At 60.3% G+C, this 21,682-nt stretch carries 20 protein-coding genes; 12 read left to right on the forward strand and 8 right to left on the reverse strand.

Annotated elements, in window-relative coordinates:
* The first annotated feature begins 55 nt into the window (after positions 1-55).
* A complete protein-coding gene (locus N7578_RS19335) occupies positions 56-517 on the forward strand; it encodes a tRNA (cytidine(34)-2'-O)-methyltransferase (protein WP_311111846.1) in 462 nt (153 codons plus the stop codon).
* A gap of 146 nt (positions 518-663) precedes the next feature.
* Entirely contained in the window at positions 664-2,316 is a 1,653-nt protein-coding gene (locus N7578_RS19340) for a Na/Pi cotransporter family protein (RefSeq protein WP_311111847.1), read from the forward strand.
* Between the two features lie 13 nt (positions 2,317-2,329).
* On the opposite strand, the gene N7578_RS19345 is transcribed toward N7578_RS19340, so the two are convergent.
* The gene (locus N7578_RS19345) at positions 2,330-2,602 is read right to left on the reverse strand and encodes a hypothetical protein (RefSeq protein ID WP_311111848.1); all 273 of its coding nucleotides are present in this window, start codon (positions 2,600-2,602) and stop codon (positions 2,330-2,332) included.
* 241 nt (positions 2,603-2,843) lie between these two features.
* Between N7578_RS19345 and hemF the strand changes: the two genes are divergently transcribed.
* The 3 genes from hemF to N7578_RS19360 all read left to right on the forward strand — a co-directional run bounded on the left by hemF (position 2,844) and on the right by N7578_RS19360 (position 4,529).
* Complete coding sequence (gene hemF / locus N7578_RS19350; RefSeq protein ID WP_311111849.1) at positions 2,844-3,755, forward strand: oxygen-dependent coproporphyrinogen oxidase; 912 nt, start codon at positions 2,844-2,846, stop codon at positions 3,753-3,755.
* Positions 3,756-3,878: 123 nt separating this feature from the next.
* Entirely contained in the window at positions 3,879-4,148 is a 270-nt protein-coding gene (locus N7578_RS19355) for a hypothetical protein (protein ID WP_311111850.1), read from the forward strand.
* Between the two features lie 195 nt (positions 4,149-4,343).
* Positions 4,344-4,529 carry a DUF1059 domain-containing protein gene (locus N7578_RS19360; protein WP_311111851.1) on the forward strand — a complete coding sequence of 62 codons (186 nt, stop codon included), beginning with the start codon at positions 4,344-4,346 and terminating at the stop codon, positions 4,527-4,529.
* Positions 4,530-4,533: 4 nt separating this feature from the next.
* On the opposite strand, the gene N7578_RS19365 is transcribed toward N7578_RS19360, so the two are convergent.
* From N7578_RS19365 to N7578_RS19375, 3 genes are read right to left on the reverse strand one after another with little or no spacing between them, the layout of a single operon-like run.
* Positions 4,534-5,790 carry a CCA tRNA nucleotidyltransferase gene (locus N7578_RS19365; protein WP_311111852.1) on the reverse strand — a complete coding sequence of 419 codons (1,257 nt, stop codon included), beginning with the start codon at positions 5,788-5,790 and terminating at the stop codon, positions 4,534-4,536.
* Positions 5,787-6,416 carry a CoA pyrophosphatase gene (locus tag N7578_RS19370; protein WP_311111853.1) on the reverse strand — a complete coding sequence of 210 codons (630 nt, stop codon included), beginning with the start codon at positions 6,414-6,416 and terminating at the stop codon, positions 5,787-5,789. The genes N7578_RS19365 and N7578_RS19370 overlap by 4 nt, the downstream gene beginning before the upstream one ends.
* The gene (locus N7578_RS19375; RefSeq protein WP_311111854.1) at positions 6,413-7,036 is read right to left on the reverse strand and encodes a DUF1285 domain-containing protein; all 624 of its coding nucleotides are present in this window, start codon (positions 7,034-7,036) and stop codon (positions 6,413-6,415) included. The genes N7578_RS19370 and N7578_RS19375 overlap by 4 nt, the downstream gene beginning before the upstream one ends.
* 309 nt (positions 7,037-7,345) lie before the next feature.
* On the opposite strand from N7578_RS19375, the gene N7578_RS19380 reads away from it, so the two are divergent.
* From N7578_RS19380 to N7578_RS19400, 5 genes are all read left to right on the forward strand, one after another.
* Positions 7,346-8,356: a MoxR family ATPase gene (locus N7578_RS19380; protein ID WP_311111855.1), complete on the forward strand. Its 1,011-nt coding sequence runs from the start codon at positions 7,346-7,348 to the stop codon at positions 8,354-8,356.
* 31 nt (positions 8,357-8,387) lie between these two features.
* The gene (locus N7578_RS19385; protein WP_311111856.1) at positions 8,388-9,302 is read left to right on the forward strand and encodes a DUF58 domain-containing protein; all 915 of its coding nucleotides are present in this window, start codon (positions 8,388-8,390) and stop codon (positions 9,300-9,302) included.
* Positions 9,299-12,109 (forward strand): DUF4159 domain-containing protein, encoded by a 2,811-nt coding sequence (locus tag N7578_RS19390; RefSeq protein WP_311111857.1) that lies wholly within the window; start codon positions 9,299-9,301, stop codon positions 12,107-12,109. Before N7578_RS19385 ends, N7578_RS19390 begins: the two co-directional genes overlap by 4 nt.
* Position 12,110: 1 nt before the next feature.
* On the forward strand, positions 12,111-14,192 hold the full coding sequence (locus tag N7578_RS19395; RefSeq protein ID WP_311111858.1) for a hypothetical protein: 2,082 nt from the start codon (positions 12,111-12,113) through the stop codon (positions 14,190-14,192).
* A gap of 105 nt (positions 14,193-14,297) precedes the next feature.
* Positions 14,298-14,711 (forward strand): GNAT family N-acetyltransferase, encoded by a 414-nt coding sequence (locus N7578_RS19400; protein WP_311111859.1) that lies wholly within the window; start codon positions 14,298-14,300, stop codon positions 14,709-14,711.
* Between the two features lie 68 nt (positions 14,712-14,779).
* Here the strand turns inward: N7578_RS19400 and N7578_RS19405 are convergent, their stop codons facing one another.
* A complete protein-coding gene (locus N7578_RS19405; RefSeq protein WP_311111860.1) occupies positions 14,780-16,093 on the reverse strand; it encodes an MFS transporter in 1,314 nt (437 codons plus the stop codon).
* A gap of 81 nt (positions 16,094-16,174) precedes the next feature.
* The gene (locus tag N7578_RS19410) at positions 16,175-16,744 is read right to left on the reverse strand and encodes an N-acetyltransferase (protein ID WP_311111861.1); all 570 of its coding nucleotides are present in this window, start codon (positions 16,742-16,744) and stop codon (positions 16,175-16,177) included.
* A 291-nt stretch (positions 16,745-17,035) separates the two neighbouring features.
* Between N7578_RS19410 and N7578_RS19415 the strand changes: the two genes are divergently transcribed.
* Positions 17,036-18,028: a glutathione S-transferase family protein gene (locus N7578_RS19415; protein WP_311111862.1), complete on the forward strand. Its 993-nt coding sequence runs from the start codon at positions 17,036-17,038 to the stop codon at positions 18,026-18,028.
* Positions 18,029-18,084: 56 nt separating this feature from the next.
* On the opposite strand, the gene N7578_RS19420 is transcribed toward N7578_RS19415, so the two are convergent.
* Complete coding sequence (locus tag N7578_RS19420) at positions 18,085-18,576, reverse strand: NUDIX domain-containing protein (RefSeq protein WP_311111863.1); 492 nt, start codon at positions 18,574-18,576, stop codon at positions 18,085-18,087.
* Positions 18,577-18,642: 66 nt separating this feature from the next.
* Between N7578_RS19420 and N7578_RS19425 the strand changes: the two genes are divergently transcribed.
* A complete protein-coding gene (locus tag N7578_RS19425) occupies positions 18,643-19,596 on the forward strand; it encodes a metallophosphoesterase (protein ID WP_311111864.1) in 954 nt (317 codons plus the stop codon).
* A gap of 132 nt (positions 19,597-19,728) precedes the next feature.
* On the opposite strand, the gene leuA is transcribed toward N7578_RS19425, so the two are convergent.
* Positions 19,729-21,441 carry a 2-isopropylmalate synthase gene (gene leuA / locus N7578_RS19430; protein WP_311111865.1) on the reverse strand — a complete coding sequence of 571 codons (1,713 nt, stop codon included), beginning with the start codon at positions 21,439-21,441 and terminating at the stop codon, positions 19,729-19,731.
* Between the last annotated feature and the right edge of the window lie 241 nt (positions 21,442-21,682).

Consider the following 21,682-nt stretch of genomic DNA (forward strand, 5'->3'; position numbering starts at 1 on the left):
TCCGTTTCATCGGCGCTCCATGCTAATGCCTTGGAAAACATTGGAAAGCCTAACAATGCCCGATATCCGCATCGCCCTCTACCAGCCCGACATCGCGGGCAATACCGGGACGATCCTTCGCCTCGCCGCCTGCCTCGGCATCGGCGTCGATATCATCGAGCCGGCAGGGTTCGACATTTCCGACCGCAACCTCAAGCGCGCCGGTCTGGACTACATTGCCGCAGCCGCGCTCACCCGCCACGTCACCTGGGAACGTTTCGAGGAGTGGCGTCTGGCAAACGGCCGCCGTCTCGTGCTGGCCTCCACCAAGGCCGCCCTGCCCTATACGAAGATCGATTTCCTTGGCGACGACATCCTGCTTTTCGGACGCGAAAGCGCAGGCGTTCCCGATCACGTGCATGAAAAAGCGGACGAACGGGTGATCATCCCGATGGTGGAAGGTCAGCGTTCCATCAATGTCGCCATGTCGGCCGCGATGATAACCGGCGAAGCCTTGCGGCAGACGGCATGGGACTGACCACAAGGCCCGCATAGCGCGTTTTCATCGCAAAAACTGTCGCAACCCGGCCTGTTGTTCAACATGCTACAGCGTTATACTCATTAGCCGGACAAGAAAATTTCGCCTCTATCGACCAAAAAATCGGTGGATGCGAGGAGATGCGAATGCAGTCCACGATCGTCATTATCAATCTGCTGGGAGCAGTTGCGCTGCTGCTCTTCGGTCTTGCGCAGGTAAAAGACGGTGTAACCCGCGCTTTCGGCATGAAACTCAGAAGTGTGCTGGCAACCGGCACACAGAACGGACCGCGTTCCTTTCTGTCCGGCTTCGTGGCAACGGTCGCCCTGCAAAGCTCGACGGCGACCGCGCTGACCATCGCCTCCTTCGCGGAGCGCGACCTGATCCGCCCGCGTATGGCGCAGATCGTCCTGCTCGGGGCAAATGTCGGCACGGCTGTCACCGCATGGATCGTATCGGCGGGCGTCGACTGGCTCTCGCCTCTCCTCATTCTGGTCGGCATCGTCCTGAAGAAAGGCAGTTCCAACGCGCGGCAAGGCGGTGGCACGGCAGTCATCGGCATTGGCCTCATGCTTCTGTCGCTGCATCTGTTGAGCGGGGCGACGGAGCCGATGCGTGCCTCCCCGGCGCTTGCCGTCTTCATCAGCCTGCTGGATGGCGCATGGCCGGTGGCGCTGATTTTCTCCGCGGTTCTGGCCTTCGCGTCCTCCTCAAGCCTTGCGGTCGTGGTGCTGATCCTGTCGCTTGCCGCCACCGGCACCCTTTCAACCGGCCTCATCATCGTTCTCATTCTTGGCGCGAACCTCGGCGGAGCTATCCCGCCCGTCATAGCCACCCTCTCCGGCCCCGCGTCGGCCCGGCGCATCACCATCGGCAATCTTGTCGTTCGCACCATCGGCTGCTTCATCGCGATGCCGCTCGCCTCCTACGGCGCGGAACTTTTGCAGCAGCTACCGCTTTCTCCCGCAAAACTGCCCGTCGACGCGCACCTCATCTTCAACGTCATTCTGGCTGCGTTGGCATGGCCGTTCTCCGGTTTGATTTCTGACCTGATGGCGAAGTTCGTGCCAGATGACCCAAGAACCGACGACAGCCCGAGTTTTCTGGATGAACAGGCGCTTGAAACACCAGCCGTAGCCCTCGCAAACGCAACACGCGAGGTTCTGGGTGTTGGCGATACCATCGAACGCATGCTGATCCGTGCGGAAAGCGCCTTCAAGCACAACGATCTGGAGCCTCTGAAGGAAATCGCCCCGCTGGAAAAACGGGTCGACAGCCTGCAGCAGGCCGTGAAGGTTTACCTCTCCAGGCTCGGGCGAAAAGGACTGGATGCAGACGATGCGCGCCGCTCGATCGCCATCATCGATTACGCGATCAACCTCGAGCACATCGGCGACATCATCGAAAAAGGCATCTGCGAACAGATCCGCAAGAAAGTGCTGAACGGCTTCAAGTTTTCCGACGATGGCTACGCGGAACTGAAGACCCTTTTCGACATGACCATCGAAAACCTGCGCTCCGCCCAGAGCGTCCTCGTCACCAATGATTTCGACCTGGCCCGACGTCTCATGGAAAGCAAGGTCGACATCCGCCGTCTCGAAAAACGGTCTTCAGCCCGCCATCTCGAGCGGTTGCGTGACGGATTGGCCGAAAGCATGCAGACCAGTACGCTTCATCTCGACATGCTGCGCGACCTGAAGCGCATTAACGCTCATATTGTCTCGGTTGCTCATCCCATTCTCGATGAAAGCGGCGTTCTGATCGAAAGCCGTCTGCGTCACGCCGAGCCGCACGTATGAGAAAACCCGACAATCAATCGGCGGAAGGCAACCTGCGCATGGTAAACTCGATGAGGTCGCCTTCCAGCTGCCGCCAGCTTTCGACTTCCGTCCAGTAGGCGGCTTTCGGGAATGCCTCGAACCATTCACGCGCCTTGGCGCGGGCTTCTTCCCGGTCTAGGCAGAAGGTCTGCCTGACGAAAAGGCCATTCCTGGCCGTATCAGCACCTTCGCCCGCCTTCGCCTTGCGATGATTGGCGATCCTGCGCTTCAGCCCATCGAGGGGCGGTCCGGTAAATTTCGTCATGACATTCACCTGTGGCACCTTCAACCATCAAGATAATGCACCCGGAACGACTTTGCGAGTCGCGTTTGTGTGCAGCGCAAACACACACGGACGCGCAGCACACCCCATCCTGTCGCGTGAACGACACTCCGGCATATTGAACCGATGCATCGCGCCTCGCAAAAATCGATTTCCGATTTCCGGGCCGATGCTGTAGAGCCAGTTTTTCGACATAATCGATTACCGTGACAGGAGAGTGGACATGGAACGGCCGTCTTTGCCGAAGGGCTTGCCCGAAGACATAGAGGAAAAGAAGGCCGCCGCCCAAGCATGGTTCCAGCACCTTCGCGACACCATCATCGCCTCCTTCGAGGCTCTGGAAGACGATCTATCCGGTCCGCTGTCAGATCAGGAACCGGGACGCTTCGTCCAGAAGCAGTGGCTGCGTGACAATGGTGAAGGCGGTGGCGGCATCATGTCGATGATGAACGGCCGTGTCTTCGAGAAGGTGGGCGTCCACACCTCCACCGTCCATGGAGAGTTCTCACCCGAATTTCGCAAGCAGATACCCGGTGCGGAAGAAGATCCGCGTTTCTGGGCTTCCGGCATTTCGCTGATTGCCCATCCCGTCAATCCGAACGTTCCCGCAGTTCACATGAACACGCGCATGGTCGTCACCTCCAGCCACTGGTTCGGCGGCGGCGCAGACCTGACGCCCGTACTCGACCGCAGGCGAACCCAGGAGGATGCGGACAGCCAGCTTTTTCACCGCGCTTTCGAAATCACCTGCAACCGCCACGCCGTCGCGGACTATCCGCGCTACAGGACATGGTGCGACGATTATTTTTTCTTGCCCCACCGCAATGAAGCACGCGGCATCGGCGGCATCTTTTTCGACTGGCTGCACCCCGACGAAGGCAAGGGCGACTGGAACGCCAATTTCGCTTTCGTGCAGGACGTGGGACGCGCCTTCAATCTCGTCTATCCAAAGATCGTCCGCACCAATTTCAATCAGCCATGGACCGAAACAGACCGTGACGAGCAACTGATTCGCCGTGGCCGCTATGTGGAATTCAATCTGCTTTACGACCGCGGCACCATTTTTGGCCTCAGGACGGGGGGAAACGTGGAGTCGATTCTCTCGTCTTTGCCACCCGTGGTGCGCTGGCCGTGACAAAGCTCACGCAATTTTGACACCTGTCAGCACCATGACGAAAAAAAGCGTAAATTAGGACTTATGGAAATAATAAGGCGGTGTTAGTCTCCTCCCCGCAGACGTACTGGAGGAGCTATCGTCATGATTACTTCAAACAGCATGCCTATTCCATCCTCCCAAAAGGAGGATAAAAATTCCATTGGCACACCGGAGCTGATCGACCGCCTCGCCGCCGAAATGCGCGCCAGCGGAGATCGCGATTTGCCGCTTTCGTTTTATGTCGAGCAGGTGAAACGCACCCTTGCCAGAGAGCGCGTGGCAAACAAGGTCGCCAATGACGACCCCTCTCTCACGAAGGCCCCAGCCGCCAGCACATCCTCCGTTTTCCAGTGCTGGGCAATGCCTGACTGAGATCCGCCAGGATCCAGTCCGGAACCGAACACGAAAAAATTCGTTTGATCCGGACCATGCAGAGAAAGACACCTGAGGTGTCATTGTCGGTATGGTGGTGAGTGAGAACGCGGAGCTTTTCCACAGAAAGCTCCGCCCGGACAACGCGGTATGGGAGTGCGAGCGTTGTCCCTGTTATCAGGAGGAGATACGACCATGCGGTTGTTTGAATGCGGAACGCTTGTACCCGGCTGCGGCTGGCACACGCGGGCAGAAGAAGATGCAGAGGTGGTTCGCCGCGCCGTTGAACACATGAAAACGGCTCATGGCGAAACAGTGATCCGCGAAAACATGATCGAAAACATCAAGGCGCGCGTCCGCAACGAAGCGAATGCCGCCTGAAACATCAGCTTTCGACAATATCCTTCAACCGGGCGGTCAGCGCTGCCCGGTCAAGGGAGAAGTTTACCTCGATCCACTTGTCCTCGAGGCTTTTCAAAATTTCCCCGACTTTCGGGCCAGCGGCAATACCTGCTGACATGACATCCGCGCCAGTGAGCGGGAAACTCGGACGTTGAAACTTTTCAGCGCGGGAAAGCAAGGTTGAAAGACGTGCAACCTTCTGCATCGCCGCTTCGCCCGCCGAGAGATCGGCGCGGGCGGATGCGAGTGCCAGCTTCAGGCGTACCTTCACACCCTCCACGCCCTGCCGATAAAGCAGACGGTCAAGTGCCGTCTCCTTCATGTCCGGATCGACCGCGGGCGCATCGGCCCAATGCGTGAGAAATACGGCTTCCGCCTTTGATAGCCGCAGACGCCCGGCAAGAGCGGTCAGTCTTTCGCGATCCGGCGGAACGATGGCGGCAAGCCGAAGCATAGGGTTCGGCGCCCAGCCCAGCGCTTGCTCTGCGGCCACCAGCCCATGAATGGCGTCGATGCCCCATTTCTCCGTTTCCGGCAGAACCTCTGCCAGCACACCAGACTGCCGCATCCACAGCAAAGCGCGGGACGGATCCCGTGCCGAAAGCAGCTTCTTCACCTCGCTCCACACCCGCTCTGCGGAAAGCGTTTGCAGCTTGTCCTTGGCGCGTGCGCTGGCCCGCAACCCGTCTGCATCGGGGCGTCCGGAACCGTAATGCGCAAAAAACCGGAAAAAGCGCAGGATGCGCAGATAGTCTTCGGCGATCCGCGTCGCCGCATCGCCAATGAACCGGACCATGCCTGTCTCGATATCGGCAAGACCACCGATCAGGTCGATCACGGTTCCGCTCTGATCGGCATAAAGCGCGTTGATGGTGAGGTCGCGTCGCTCGGCGTCAGTCTGCCAATCGGTGCCGAACGCCACCTCGGCATGTCGTCCGTTGGTTTCGATGTCGCGTCGAAGCGTGGTCACCTCAAACCCTTCGCCGTCGATGACCAGGGTTACCGTGCCATGCTCGATACCGGTCGGCACCGCCTTGATACCCGCGGACTTGGCCCGTGCGACGACGACATCAGGTGTCAGTGTCGTCGCCATATCGACATCGCCCACCGGCAATCCCATCAGCGCATTGCGAACAGCACCACCGACGACACGCACCTCGCCACCATCGGCATTCAGCAGCGCGAAGATGCGCGCCAATGCCGGCCTTTCAAACCAGTCCTGCCCGGCGACGCTGTTCATGAATAAAACCTCTCGTAGATTGTCCGCACGATACCCGCCGTAATGCCCCAAATATAACGTTCGCCATAGGGCATTTCGTAGAAAAACCGCTCCTTCCCCTGAAAGATGCCGCTGCCGCGGGCGTGGTTACCCGGATCCATCAGAAAGGACATCGGCACCTCGAACACCTCATCCACTTCGTCCGGGTTAAGCGTCAGATGAAAGCCCGGCCGCACCACGGCAAGCACCGGCTTGATGCGGAAACCGGTCCCGGAAATATAATCCGGCAGGCGCCCGACGGTTTCCACGAAAGAGCGCGAAAGGCCGATTTCCTCTTCCGCTTCGCGCAGCGCGGCGTCCTCCGGCGTAAGATCCTCGGCATCGATACCGCCACCGGGAAAGGATATCTGCCCGGAATGCTTACGCAACTTTGTCGTGCGCTGCGTGAAGATCACCCGCGCATCCTCGCCCTCGTCAACCACCGGGACCAGAACCGCGGCATCTTTCAGCCTGATACCGTTTCCAGAAAGAATGACGCCCGGATTGAGTAGATGATCACCATTCTCACGCTCGGCAACACCTTCGCCGTCCTGCAATACCCGGCGACGGAAATCACCGGCTGAAAAATCCAGTCTCTTGAAACTCATTGTGAAAGTGCTTCCAGTTCATCCGCAGGCATCACGGGAAAAAGGCTCTCGCCCGAGCGGATGGCAAACATGCGGCGCCCATCCATCTCGATCACCTTGCCACAGGCGACCAGATCGTACATCACGGCTCGCGATACCAGCGCCTCCAGCCTGCCTCGCACGAGCAGATAAGGCTTCAACTCGCTGTTCTCACCGGCTATTTCAAAACGCAGGGGATGCTCGGCTCCCGCCTCCACCACATCACCGACATTGGTGCGGAAGGTCAGGTGCGGCACGCCTGCCTGCTCCGTGACGGTCATCTCGACGGCAACGAACGGCGCGTCCAGTACCTTGATACCGACTTTTTCCACAGGAGTTACGAGATAGGTCCGGCCGTCATCATCCTTGCGCAGAACGGTGGAAAACAACCGCACCAGCGGTGCGCGGCCAATCGGCGTGCCCATGTAGAACCATGTGCCATCGGCGCGGATTTCCATGTCGATATCCCCGCAGAACGGTGGATCCCAACGGTCCACGGCGGCTGGACCGCGCTTGCCCTCGCCCGACTGTTCGGCAGCGCGGGAAATCATCGCCGCTAGCCCTGCCGCGTCACCCGCGGAATGAAATATTTCAGGTGCCATATTCGAGTCTCGCTTTGCCGATAAGGAAACATTAGAGCGCTTCCTTGTGAAATGGAATCGTTGTGCCGGAGCAGGTTTTAGACAGGGCATCGGCGATTGCCGAGAGGCATACCGAAGTATGGACGCGACAATCGCCGCTGATCCTGACGGAAAGATGCCCGGCAGAAACGTTTCCATTTCACAAGGAAACGCTCTAGGCTGTGTAAGTCACGAGATAGTCATTCTGATGGTGCTTGTCAGCGGGCAAGAGAGCAATAAGCTATATGCAGTGCGAAAGCCGCACTGATCGAAGGTTTTGAGGAGAGCGACATGGGCGTGATGAATACCGGCGAAACCCTCGACGAAAAAGCCATCGTCGCTTCCGCGGAAAAGGCGCTGTCCGATATCGCCGCGATCCGCGCCGAAGTATCCAAAGTCATCTTCGGTCAGGAAAAGGTGGTGCAGAACACGCTCCTGGCCATTCTGTCCGGTGGCCACGCGCTCCTCGTCGGCGTTCCCGGTCTAGCCAAGACAAAGCTCGTCACCACGCTCGGTACAGTACTTGGCCTCGACGCGAACCGCATCCAGTTCACGCCCGACCTCATGCCGTCGGATATTCTCGGTTCGGAAGTGATGGACCAGGACGAGAACGGCCGCCGTTCTTTCCGCTTTATCAAGGGTCCGGTTTTCGCTCAGCTTCTGATGGCCGACGAAATCAACCGCGCCAGCCCGCGCACGCAGTCCGCCCTGCTGCAATCCATGCAGGAATATCACATCACGGTCGCTGGCCAGCACTACGCCCTGCCGAAGCCCTTCCACGTTCTCGCCACGCAGAACCCGCTGGAGCAGGAAGGCACCTACCCGCTGCCGGAAGCCCAGCTCGACCGTTTCCTGCTTCAGGTGGATGTCGACTACCCGGACCTTGCCGCGGAACGCCAGATCCTGCTCGACACGACCGGTACGGCCTCAGGTGAAGCTCGCCGCATGATCGATGCGGAGCGGCTGATGGATATCCAGATGTTGATCCGGCAGATGCCCGTCAGCGACAAGGTCGTTGACGCCATTCTCGCCCTCGTTCGCTCCGCACGCCCCGGCCATGGCAACAAATTGACCGACAAGAACGTTGCATGGGGGCCGGGTCCGCGCGCCGGGCAGTCCCTGATGCTGACGGCACGCGCCCGCGCGCTCTATGAAGGCAGGCTTGCCCCGTCGCTGGACGATATCTACGCACTGGCCGAACCGGTGCTGGAACACCGCATGGCACTGACATTCGCGGCACGCGCCGAAGGCATGTCGGTCCGTGATGTAATCGCAGGCCTCGTGGAGCAGGCGAAGAACTGAACCCGTTCAGGCGTTGGCGAAAGGAATAGCTGTGGCGTCCATCGGCCAGATCGTAAAGCAGACACCCGGCAGCGAAGTGCTGGCGCGCGCGCAGCAGCGGGCAGCACTTGTGCCCGATTGCATGGTGGAAGCGCGGCGTATCGCCAATACGGTCATTGCCGGCTGGCATGGCCGTCGCAAGCGCGGCGTCGGTGAAAACTTCTGGCAGTTCCGCCCCTATGCCGAAGGCGAAAGCCTTTCGCGCATCGACTGGCGGCGCTCGGCGCGCGACGACCATACCTATGTGCGCGAACGTGAATGGGAAGCCGCCCACACCATCTGGCTCTGGGCCGACATGTCGCCATCGATGATGTACAAATCGACGCTCGGCACCGTTTCCAAGGAAAGCCGCGCACTGGTGTTGATGCTGGCGCTGGCGGAAATCCTCGCCCGCTCAGGCGAACGCATCGGTTGCCCCGGGATCATGGAGCCGGTTTCGGCCAGAAACGCCGCCGAACGCCTTGCGACCGCCATCATGCATGCACCCGTTACCACCGGCCTGCCGGAAACGGGCATGATCCGCGGCGCCAGCGACATCGTGCTGATCGGTGACTTTCTCGATGATGCGGCGAGCGTCATGGAACGCATTTCGCCACTCGCACGCCGCAGCCTTCGCGGCCACGTGGTCGAGATCGCCGATCCCGCCGAGGAAGTCTTCCCCTATTCCGGCCGTACCGAGTTCACCGACCCGGAAACAGGCGAGAAGCTTGTATCCGGCCGCGCCGAAACCATCCGCGAAGACTATACCCGTGCCTATTTCGCCCGCCGCGATGCGTTGTCATCATCCCTGCGGCGGCTGGGCTGGAATTTCGTTTTCCACCGCACCGACCATCTTGCCTCCGAAGCGCTGGTCGCCGTCCACATGTATCTGTCCGGCTCCCCTGCGGAAGGCGGTGGCCGTCGATGAATTTTCTGCCGTTCGTTTTTTCCAGTCCTGCCATTCTCCTCGGCCTTCTCGCACTGCCTGCCATCTGGTGGCTGCTGCGGCTGACACCGCCTCGCCCCAAGACGGAAGTCTTCCCGCCGCTGAAAATCCTCGCCACGGTGTTGAAACGGGAGGAAACGCCCTCGAAAAGCCCCTGGTGGCTGACGCTGCTGCGTATGGCTCTGGCAGCGGCGGTCATTCTGGCACTTGCCGATCCGGTGATGAACCCGCGCAACAATATGCTGGCAGGCTCCGGGCCGCTGGTGCTGGTCATGGATAACAGCTGGGCCGCCGCACCGGACTGGGATCGACGCGTCGAAACCGCACGCGCTCTGATCGGCGATGCGGAACGGGCCGAGCGCCCCGTCTCCATCAGCTTCACCGCCGATGCCGAGCATGACGCGGTTCCGGCAACGACTGCCGTCGCGCTTGAAAAGCTCGCGGCTGCGCGACCGAAACCGCTGGTGCCTGATCGCAACCGGACGGCGGAAGCCATCACCGAAGCACTGAACGGAACGGCACCCGGCACGCTGGCCTATATTACCGATGGCGTGGCAACGACACAGGATGAAACCGCGCTTACGACGCTGGCAAACCTGTCCCCGGCCGAATTCCGCTTCGTCGAAGGTGACGGCCAGAACGTGACGGCCATTACCGGAGCGACCAACAATGCCGACGCCATGAGTGTCACCGTGTCCCGGCTGCAAACGGCAGCGCTGCAACGGCTGACAGTCAATGCGCAGGACAGTCAGGGACGCATTCTGGCAAACGGCGTCGCGGATTTTTCCCCCGGCGCCACAGAAACGACGGCAACGGTGGATGCACCGTTCGAGTTGCGCAACGATTTCGCACGGCTTTCGCTTGATGGCGTCTCGACAGCCGGTTCAGCCCATCTGCTCGATGACGGGTTCCGCCGTCGCCGTGTGGCACTGCTTGCGGGCGAAACCGGCAACGACTTCCAGCCACTTCTCCAGCCGCTTTACTACATCAGCCGTGCGCTTCAGCCCTATGCCGACCTGATCCAGCAGCGGCAGGCCGATCTTTCGCAGGCAATTCCGGAAATCCTGCAATCCAATCCGTCCGTCATCGTCATGGCCGATATCGGCCGCCTGCCGCAGGAAACCTACGAGCCGATGCAGCGCTGGCTGGCTGGTGGCGGCACGCTGATCCGTTTTGCAGGCCCGCGTCTTGCTGCGGCCCCGTCGGATGATCCGCTTGTGCCTGTGACGTTGCGTCAGGGCGAACGCGCCCTCGGCGGCGCGCTATCCTGGGCTGAACCGCAGCCGCTGGCCGACTTCCCCAATTTCGGCGCCTTCGCAGGCATGCCGAAAGCCGATGGCGTTCTCGTCAAGCGACAGGTGCTGGCCGAACCGACACCGGATCTCGCCGAACGCACATGGGCAAGCCTTGCAGATGGCACGCCGCTCGTCACGACGCGCAATATCGAGACGGGTCGCATCGTACTGTTCCATGTCAGCGCCGAAGCAAGCTGGTCCGATCTGCCGATCTCCGGCCATTTCGTCGAAATGCTGCGCCGTATCGTTCAGCTGTCGCAGGCGGGTGGCGCGTCCGCTTCCGCCAATGCACCCGCGGCAGCCTTGCCGCCCTATCGCCTATTGACCGCGGAAGGCTCGCTTTCCGCCGAAATCGGCTCAGCCCGCCCGCTCGAAATACGCGCCGGTCAGCCACCACGTACAAGTTTCGAGAACCCGCCCGGCCTCTACGGTACGGAAGACGGCTTCGTCGCGCTTAATCTGCTCCCGGCCGGTGCAACGCTCCGTCCGCTGGACACCAGCACTGCCGGAGCCTCGACAACCGAGGCACTGGTCGGCGAGACGGCCAAATCGCTGCGCCCTGCCCTGTTCATTGCGGCCTTCCTGATGCTGATCGCGGACAGTCTCATCGTGCTCTTCATGAATGGCGCCTTCGCGCGCCTGCCGAAAACGACGCGCAGCTCCGCCGCCGCCCTCGCTCTTCTTGCCATATCAGGGCTTTTCGCACTGTCGCCGCAACAGGCGCGTGCGGATGATCCCAAACCTGGCGACGAGCAGATCTTCGAGCGGCTGGACACCACGCATCTTGCCTATGTCCGCACTGGCGAAGACGATGTGGACCGCATTTCCGAACAGGGATTGCAGGGATTGAGCGAGTTCCTGACCTGGCGTACCACGCTGGAACCCGGTCAGCCGGTCGGGCTGGATATCTCGAAGGACGAACTGTCCTTCTATCCAATCATCTACTGGCCGGTTTCGGCGAGCGCTCCGATGCCCTCCAGCGCCACGATCTCACGCATCGACGCCTATATGCGGGCCGGCGGCACCGTGCTGTTCGATACACGTGACCAGTTCTCCTCGCTCGACAATGGTGGGACCACACCCAATGGCGAACGCCTGCAGGCGATCCTTGCCAATATCGACATTCCGCCATTGGAGCCGGTGCCGGAAGACCATGTGCTGACCCGCTCCTTCTACCTGCTCACCAACTTTCCGGGCCGCTACAACGGTTCGCCGCTCTGGGTGGAATCCCGTCAGGGTGCCGCGAAAACCACATCGGGCCTGTCATCTTCCGGCGATGGCGTGACGCCGATCATGATTACCGGCAATGATTTTGCAGGCGCATGGGCTATCGACACGCAGGGCGCACCCGTTCTGCCGACCGTGCCCCCGGACGAATTGCAGCGCGAACACGCCTTCCGCTCCGGCGTCAACATCATGATGTATATGCTGACCGGCAACTACAAGGCCGATCAGGTCCATGTTCCGGCCCTCCTCGAACGACTGGGGCAATGACATGACCCTGACCTTCGCCCCTTTCCTGCCGTGGATCGTGATCGCCGTTCTGGCCGTCGCTGCCCTTGCCCTCGCCGTCGTCGGGCTTTGGCGCGGTGTGCGAGGCGCGTGGCTGCGCGGGCTGGCGCTTGCCGCCCTGTTGCTGGCCATCGCCAACCCGTTGCTGACGAACGAGGAGCGGGAACCGCTCTCCACCATCGTTCCCGTCATTGTCGACCGTTCGCAAAGCCAGGACGTCCAGGACAGGCCGCAGATGACTGACGAAGCGCTCGCGACCCTGCGCGACCGGCTGTCGCGTTTCCCACGCATCGAACCGCGCATCGTCGAAGTACGTGACAATGCCGAAAGCGATGCACCATCCACGCAGCTATTCTCCGCACTTTCCTCTGCCGTTTCGGATGTTTCGCCATCCCGCGTTGGCGGTGCGATCTTCCTGAGCGACGGCCAGATCCACGACATACCGAACGCCTTGCCGAACGCTGAGCAGGCACTTGGCTTCAAGGCGCCTGTCCACGGCCTAATAACCGGCAAGGCCGACGAATTCGACCGCCGCATCGAGATCGTCCGCGCTCCCCGCTTCGGCATCGTCAACGAAGAACAGCAACTGACCTTCCGCGTCTTTGATGACGGCCGGTCGGAAGGCGGTTCCGCCGACGTTACGGTCAAGATGAACGGCGAGGAAATCGCCACGTTGCAGGCAACACCGGGCCAGCCGACGCCGTTCAACTTCCGGGTTCCGCGTGGCGGCAACAATGTCATGGAGTTTTCCGTCGCAGGGCTGCCGGGAGAGGTAACGACCGCCAACAACCGCGCCGTCCACCTCATCGAAGGCATCCGCCAGAACCTGCGCGTCCTGCTCGTTTCCGGCGAACCGCATGCCGGTGAACGCGCATGGCGCAACCTGCTGAAGTCCGATGCCTCCGTCGATCTGGTCCACTTCACCATTCTGCGCCCGCCGGAAAAACAGGATGGCACGCCGATCAATGAACTGTCGCTGATCGCCTTCCCCACCCGTGAGCTTTTCGTCGAAAAAATCGAGGATTTCGACCTCATCATTTTCGACCGCTACCAGCATCGCGGCGTGCTGCCGATCCTCTATTACGATTACATCGCCCAGTACGTCGAAAAGGGCGGCGCGCTTTTGATCGCCGCCGGTCCCGAGCATGCGGGACAGGATTCGATTGCCATGACGCCGCTGGCATCCGTGCTGCCAGCCCAGCCGACAGGTCAGGTGCATCAGGCCGCCTTCTACCCGCGCCTTTCGGAAGCGGGCAAGAAACATCCCGTCACACGTGGCCTTGATGGCTCCGGCGAGGAGCCACCGCAATGGGGCCGCTGGTTCCGTACGATCAGCGTCGACCCGCCGCAGGGCCAGACGGTGATGCTCGGCGACGGACAGGATCCGTTGCTGGTCCTCAATCGTCAGGGTGAAGGCCGCGTCGCCATGCTGCTGTCGGATCAGGGTTGGCTCTGGGCGCGTGGTTACGAAGGCGGCGGGCCGCATGTGGCACTCTACCGGCGCATCGCCCACTGGCTGATGAAGGAACCGGAGCTTGAGGAAGAGGCGCTGACCGCCCGCGCCAACGGCCGCACGCTGGAAATCACCCGCCAGACCATTGGTGACGACCCCGGACAGGCATCCGTGACGTTCCCCTCCGGCAAGACGGAGTACATGGCCTTCACCACCACCGAGCCCGGTCTTTACAAGATCGAACGGCGCATGGACGAAACCGGTCTGTTTGAGATCCGGAACGGCGATTTCACCACCCTTGTTCATGTTGGTGCCGTCGATGCGCCGGAATTCAAGGCGATGATCTCGACGACGGAAACACTGCGCCCGCTGGTGGACGCCACCAAAGGCAGCATTCACCGTGTTGCCGACAATGCGGGCCGGATTGCCCTGCCCGACATCCTGCCGGTCCGTGGCGACATCCGCGTTGCGGACGATGATCGCATGCTGATCCGCCTGACGGATGAAACCGTGCTGAAGGGTGTGAACACCTTGCCGCTGTTCGCCGGTTTTGCCGGCCTTGCCGCCCTGTTGTTCGCCTTCTCCGCACTCTGGTGGCGTGAAGGGCGGTAAACCGTTCGTCGTGAAGCGAAAGGTTTTCGGCATTCGCGATTGCGCCGGAGGCAAGGATGCGCCATTCCGTTTTCCCCAATAGCAAATGCTTCGGGGAGAGCGGGAATGGAGTTCGTTTTGACTGACGTTGCGGATGCAGAGGCCGAAAAGGCGATCCGCGATCCGCTGGTCGCCTACAATGTCGCCCGCTTCGGGGAAAGCGACCGGCGTGAACTCCTCATCACCATCCGCAACGGCGAAGGCGCTGTTACCGGCGGCCTCGTCGGATACACGGGACGCGGCTGGCTTTACATCCAGCTTCTTTTCGTGCCGGAAGACATGCGCGGCAAAGGCACCGGCCCGAAGCTCCTCGCCATGGCAGAGGAAGAGGCGAAAAAGCGCGGCTGCATTGGCGCTTATATCGACACGATGAACCCGGACGCGTTGAGGCTCTACGAGCGCTGCGGCTTCGCAAAGATCGGCGCGTTATCACCGCTTTCCAGCGGCCAGTCGATCACCTGGCTCGAAAAGCGGTTTTAGAGCGTTTGAAATAGATAGATAGACAGAGTGCGTCCAACCACTTGGGTTAAGAGGACGCACCCTCATCTTCAAGCCAGCACGGCACGCCGTGTTTCGGCATTGATCATCGTTGCGGCAATCGCCGCCAGCACCAGAAGTCCCGCGAAGATGCCGACGGCGAAACCGAAGCCTTGGGCAATCGCGTAACCGAGGATCGATGGTGCGGTAAGTCCCCCAAGGCGCGCCATGGCTCCGGCCGCCCCCATGCCGGTGGCACGGGATTCGGTGGGATAGAGTTCCGGCGTATAGGCATAAAGCGCTCCCCAGGTGCCGAGCAGCGCGAAACTCATGAGAAGCAGCGCGACGGCAACAAGGGCGGAACTGGACGCCAGCGTGAAAAGCAGGCAACCGAGCGCCGAAAGCAGGCAGAAACCGATGAGCGTCGGCTTGCGCCCCCATTTCTCCACACCGTAGGCGGCCAGCGCGTAACCGGGGATCTGCGCCAGTGCCACCAGCACGAGAAAACCGTAGCCGCGCACGAAACCGAAACCTTCACCCGCAAGGCGCGCTGGCATCCATGTGAAGATGCCGTAATAGGAAACGGACACCAGAAACCAGATCGCGAGGATCATGATGCTGCGCTGCCTGAGTGCAGGTGAGAATATGCCCTGTGCCGTCGCCGTTTCAGGCTGGAAAAGCCTCGTTCCAAAATCCAGAACCGGCTTGCCGTTCGCCTCCAGCATGCGGTTCACAACCTCTTTGGCTTCCTCGAAGCGGCCGGACCGCATCAGGTAGAGCGGCGATTCAGGAACCAGAAACCGCAGGCCAAACCCGAGGATCGCCGGAACCGCCGTCACGATAAAAATATAGCGCCAGGCATCGGCGACACCGGCCAGACTGGCAATCCATGCGGCAATCGCCACGATCAACGTTCCGATAGCCCAGAAACCTTCAAGAAGAACGAGCCAGCGCCCGCGGTTTTTCGCGGGCAGGAATTCTGCCATCATCGCATAATCCACCGGCAACGTGCCGCCAACGGCCGCCCCGGTCAGGAAGCGGAGAACGAGCAGAATGGTGAAATCGGGCGAAAAGGCTGAAAGCAGGCCAAAAACGGCGTCACAGGCGACCGTCACGATCAGAACCCGACGGCGACCGTAGCGGTCGGCGAGCCGCCCGAAGACGGCAGCACCGATCAGCATGCCAAGGAAGAATGCCGTTCCGGTCTGCAAGGCTTGAGGAACAGTCATGCCGAAGGTTGCAGCGATCGATGCCGCCGTGAACCCCACCGCCAGCACCTGCATGGCGTCCGCCGTCCAAACAAGGCCGAAAATGCCCATCAACCGTCGCTGATATGGACCCGCGCCCGCGCGCTCCAGGGCCTCGCCCATGCTGATAGCTGTCATCCCACTCCCCTCGCAGAAATCGCCATCCGATTGCTAGGTCGCAGTTGGAAAACGGTCAAGTACGGGAATGACGATTTGCGTTCAGGCGTAGACCCGAAGCGGTTCTTCGAAGGCGTCGTCGCCCGATTCCACTTCCGCCATCACCGCTTCGCATTTGCGCCAGCCGATCTTGCCCTTCAGCCTTTGGTGTATGTCATGCCCCAAAGGCACGACCAGCACGCGGTTTGGATCGACCGGACCCGGAAAATCCAGTGCAGCATATGCGACCTTTTCGAAACCAAGCGGCATGTAATAGGGTGGATCACCGATCAGGATGACAGCCTCGGAGCCCTTGCGCTTTGCAGCGGCAATGGCGATCCGCACCAGCTCCCGCCCGATACCCCGGTTCTTGTGCGAAGGCCGTACGGCAAGCGGACCCAGCATGTGGCCCTGAACATCACCGGCCAGAACAGGCGTCATACGAACGGAAGCAATCGTCTCGCCGTCATCCGCGCAGATGAAGGAGATTGACCGGTCGTGCGGACCCTGCTCACGGATGCGTGCAGCAGCGCGTGTGTGACGACCAGGGCCGAATGCTTCTTCGTTTATGATTTCGATGATGGCGTCGTGCGACGCGTCCTCGGTGAGGTAGACCAGATCGTGCTTGGACATGAAGAAACCGAAACTTCCAGAAGCTGATACGACAATATATGACGGCTGCGCCGGTTAGGGCGTTCAGGAGCGTCAGCGTCGTCGGAGCATCCGTGTTTCGATCATGGTCGATAATTTCCTCAGAATTATAAAAATCGCAATTATCAGGAAAATTTCCCGCCGTCCAGAACAAATCTGCAACACGCGCCATTCTCCGGCAATGGAGCAAAAACGCATTGTTCACCAAAGCGCGGATGTGCATTCCGGTTGAAACGGTTAAGATCGCAGCAAGAAAACGAAAAGGAGGCGACCATGGGCATGCTGGTGGAAGGCGTATGGAAAGACGTCTGGTACGACACCAAGGAAACCAAGGGGCATTTCAAGCGCAGCGCTTCGCAGTTCCGTAACTGGATAACCGCTGATGGTGCGCCCGGCCCGTCCGGACAGGGCGGCTTCAAGGCAGAGGCTGGCCGATACCACCTTTACGTTTCCTTCGCCTGCCCATGGGCACACCGAACTCTCATATTCCGCAAGCTGAAGAAACTCGAAGACGTGATCTCCGTTTCAGTCGTGGATCCGCTGATGCTGGAAAACGGCTGGGAATTCAAACCGCAGGAAACGCGCACGCCCGGCGCTACGGAAGATCATCTTTTCGGCCTGTCGACGCTCTGGCAGGTATACACGAAAGCCGACCCTAAATACTCCGGCCGCGTGACCGTTCCCGTACTCTGGGACAAGCGGACCGGCACCATCGTTTCCAATGAATCGGCGGAAATCATCCGCATGTTCAACAGCGCCTTCAATGGGTTGACTGGCAACACGTCGGATTATTACCAGCAGGTCCTGCGCGAAGACATCGATACGATGAATGCCGTGATTTATGATAACGTCAACAATGGCGTCTACAAAGCCGGTTTCGCCACGACACAGGACGCCTATCAGGAAAGCGTGGTGAAACTGTTCGAAACGTTGGACATGCTGGAGGACCGGCTGAAAGACCGTCGCTTCCTGTTCGGATCAAGCCAGACGGAAGCCGACTGGCGGCTGTTCACCACACTCGTGCGTTTCGATCCGGTCTATGTCGGTCATTTCAAGTGCAACATCCGCCGCATTCATGACTACCCGAACCTGACCGGCTATCTGCGCGACCTCTATCGCACGCCCGGCGTGCCGGAAACGGTCGAGATGCGCCATATCAAGGAGCACTATTACAGAAGCCACCGCACGATCAATCCCACGGGGATCGTCCCGGTCGGGCCGGAACTGGACCTTATCGTGGCGCGTGACCGGCAAAGGTCTGCCTGAGGCGACCGCACGGGAGCATAATGCCGCTTTCGGGAAACGCCCGACGCTCAAAAAAACTACCAGTAGTCGTTGAAGGCCGCCTCACCTGCCAGTTCCGCAAGCCGGCGGCGGGTGGCGGGCGTCACGTTTTCCGGCAATTCGGACAGCGCAAAGAAACCGCTTTCGACAATCTCGTGGTCCGGCTTTTTCGGCGCGGTCTGCTCGACCTCCAAACGGTAGAGCACAACGTGGTCGCGGTTGCTGCCTTCGGTATTCAGATAGACGTGCATCAGCTCGGGCGTAGCAACTGCCTTGAGGTTGCCCTCCTCGCGGATTTCCTTGTGAAGCGCCATCGCAACGGTTTCGCCACGCTCGACTCCACCACCCGGCAGATACCAGCCGGGCAGATACGAGTGCCTGACCAGAAAAACCCGCCCTTCGGCATCAAAACAGGCAGCTCTGACACCCACGGTCGCGCCGCGTGTCAGCAGAAAAACGAAATGCAGCATGCGTATCATCACGCGCGAATGGAACGGCCTCGTGTCACGGGGCATTCTCTCGTCACTCACTTTCGTTACTCCCCGTGGTCAGGCTTTCATTGGACGCGCTGCATATCATAGGTTATCTCTGCCGCCATGTTCAAACTCGCGCATATTTCAGACATTCATCTTGGCCCATTGCCGAAACTGACCTTCCGGGAACTGGCCTCCAAACGCATTACCGGCTTCGTCAACTGGCACCGCAATCGCCGCAAGCATCTTTTCACCGATACGCTGGAAAAACTGCTGGACGATATAGAGGCAAAAGCGCCGGATCATATGGCCATCACGGGCGATCTCGTCAATCTCGCCACCGGCATCGAAATCCGCGCTGCAGCCGACTGGCTGGAGGAAGTCGGCAGTCCCGAGACGACCTCCGTTGTCCCCGGCAACCATGATGCCTATGTCTCCGGCGCGCACGACAAGGCCATGCATGCCTGGTATCCCTATGTGCGCGGCGATGGCGATCCTGAAGAATGGGATGAGGATCGCAAGATCTTCCCCTATATGCGCGTGCGCGGCCCTGTCGCGCTCATCGGCTGCTCGACCTCGATCGCAACGCCGCCCTTTTCGGCAACCGGTTACTTCGGCAACCGGCAGGCGCGCGCCACGGCCGACCTTCTGAAAAAAGCTGGCGAGATGGGGCTGTTTCGTGTGGTGATGATCCATCATCCGCCGATCCGCGGTGCGGCCGCAACCCACAAGCGCATGATCGGCATCCGCCGTTTCGCGGCCGCTCTCGGCGTCGGCGGTGCGGAACTCGTGCTCCACGGACACACACACCTCAACACGGTCTACTGGCTGAATACCCACCACGGCCGTGACCACATTCCCGTCGTCGGCATCGCCTCGGCAAGCCAGGGGCCGGGCGGCGAAAAGCCACGCGCTGCCTACAATCTTTTCAACATTTCTGGTGGACCGGGGTCATGGAACGTTGCCTGTGAACGCCACAGCCTCAACGAAACCGCGACAGCCGTAGAGCTGGAAGACGTCCGCGTGTTCTACGAAAACGGCCGCCCTCTGGGATTTACCCGGCTGGATCGGGAGTAACGGGATAGCCCGAAGACGCGGCTTCCGCTCTTTCGTCATCCTCGCGTTGAGGCGAGGATCCCATTCATCTTGCGAAACGGGATCCTCGGGTCGAGCCCGAGGATCCCGTCGAGTGTGGTGCTGGAGAAGTCTTTACGACTTCGCCCACTCTTCCAGCACGCGGTTTGCAGCGGAAACGATGGCCTCCAGCGACGCACCGACGATATTGGTGTTGATGCCCGCGCCGAACAGCTTGCCGCCCGGATGCTCCATTTCGACATAAGCGATGGCCGAAGCGTTGGAGCCGTGCTGCAACGAGTGTTCGGAATAGTCGTTCACCGACAGGTCGATCCCCAGATAAACCGACAACGCGTTGATGAAACCATCGATCGGGCCGGTGCCCTTGCCTTCGATACGCTTGACTTCGCCATTGTCGGTAATCTCGGCGGCAACCACCCGCACACCCTTGAAATCACCGGCCGGATAGGTGTGGTGGTCCACAAACTTCAGCCGAGCATGAGGCTGCGTCACGTAACGCTCGATGAAGCGCTCGTGGATGCGCTTGGCGGGCAGCTCCACGCCCTCTTCGTCGGTGATGCGCTGAATGTCTTCGCGGAATTCGACCTGCAGGTTGCGCGGCAGGTTCAGGCCGTAATCCTGCTGGAGAATATAGGCGATGCCGCCCTTGCCGGACTGCGAGTTGATGCGGATGATCGCCTCGTACGAGCGGCCCACATCCTTGGGATCGATCGGCAGATAAGGCACCTCCCAGACCGGGTGGTTGGCAACCTTGATCGCCTTCATGCCCTTGTTGATCGCATCCTGATGCGAACCGGAGAACGCGGTGTAGACCAGTTCACCGACGTAAGGGTGACGCTCGGGGATCGTCATTTCGTTGGAATATTCGTAAACGGACTTGATACGCTCGATGTCGCGGCAATCCAGCTCAGGATCGACACCCTGCGTATACATGTTCAGCGCCAGCGTCACGACGTCCACGTTGCCGGTGCGCTCGCCATTGCCGAACAGCGTGCCTTCCACGCGGTCAGCACCGGCCATCAGGCCCAGTTCCGTCGCAGCGATGCCCGTGCCGCGGTCGTTGTGCGGATGCAGCGAGATGATGACGTTTTCGCGGTTGTCGATATTGCGGCACATCCACTCGATCTGGTCGGCATAGATGTTCGGCGTCGCCATTTCGACGGTAGAGGGCAGGTTCAGGATCAGCTTGTTGTTCGCCGTCGGCTTCACTTCGGCGATGACCGCGTTGCAGATTTCCAGAGCCACTTCCAGCTCCGTACCGGTGAAGCTTTCGGGAGAATATTCGAAGCGATAACCGCCACCGGCCTTGGCCGCCATGTCGGTAATCATCTTGGCCGCATCGACGGCGATCTGCTTGATGCCGTGTACGTCCTTGCCGAACACGACGCGGCGCTGCAATTCACTGGTGGAATTGTAGAAGTGAATGATCGGGTTCTTGGCACCTTCCAGCGACTCGAATGTGCGGGTAATCAGCTCGGGGCGGCACTGCACCAGCACCTGCAAGGACACGTCATCCGGCACATTGCCCTCTTCCACGCACCAGCGGGCGAAATCGAAGTCCGTCTGCGAGGCGGAAGGAAAACCAATCTCGATTTCCTTGAAGCCCATTTCCAGCAGCAGTTTGAACATGCGTGCCTTGCGGTCATGGCCCATAGGGTTGACCAGCGACTGGTTGCCATCACGCAGATCCACCGAACACCAGATCGGCGCCTTGGTGATGGTCTTCGATGGCCATGTACGGTCGGGAATATTGATGGTGGGGTACGGACGGTACTTTACGCTGGCGTCCTGCATGCCCTTGGAAACGGTGTTGGTCTTGGCGTCCATTGTTTTTGCTCCTTCCGTATCCGCGGGCAATGCCATCGACAGATACGCGCCCCTTGCGGGCCCAAAAATCGGTATCAAATGAGATTTCGAGTTGAGGAGCGTTCGCGCCAGCGGGCTTTCGGCCGCCGGGCGCTCCTCACTGGACCCGGCAACCGCGTGTAAGGTCGAGGCTAAGAAGCGAGAGTGCACCGCACGGCGACGCGTTCGCAGAAATCTGCGCGGTCATGCCGGAAAAGGTTGC

Source organism: Agrobacterium tumefaciens (assembly GCF_031801495.1).
Lineage (GTDB): Bacteria > Pseudomonadota > Alphaproteobacteria > Rhizobiales > Rhizobiaceae > Agrobacterium > Agrobacterium tumefaciens_K.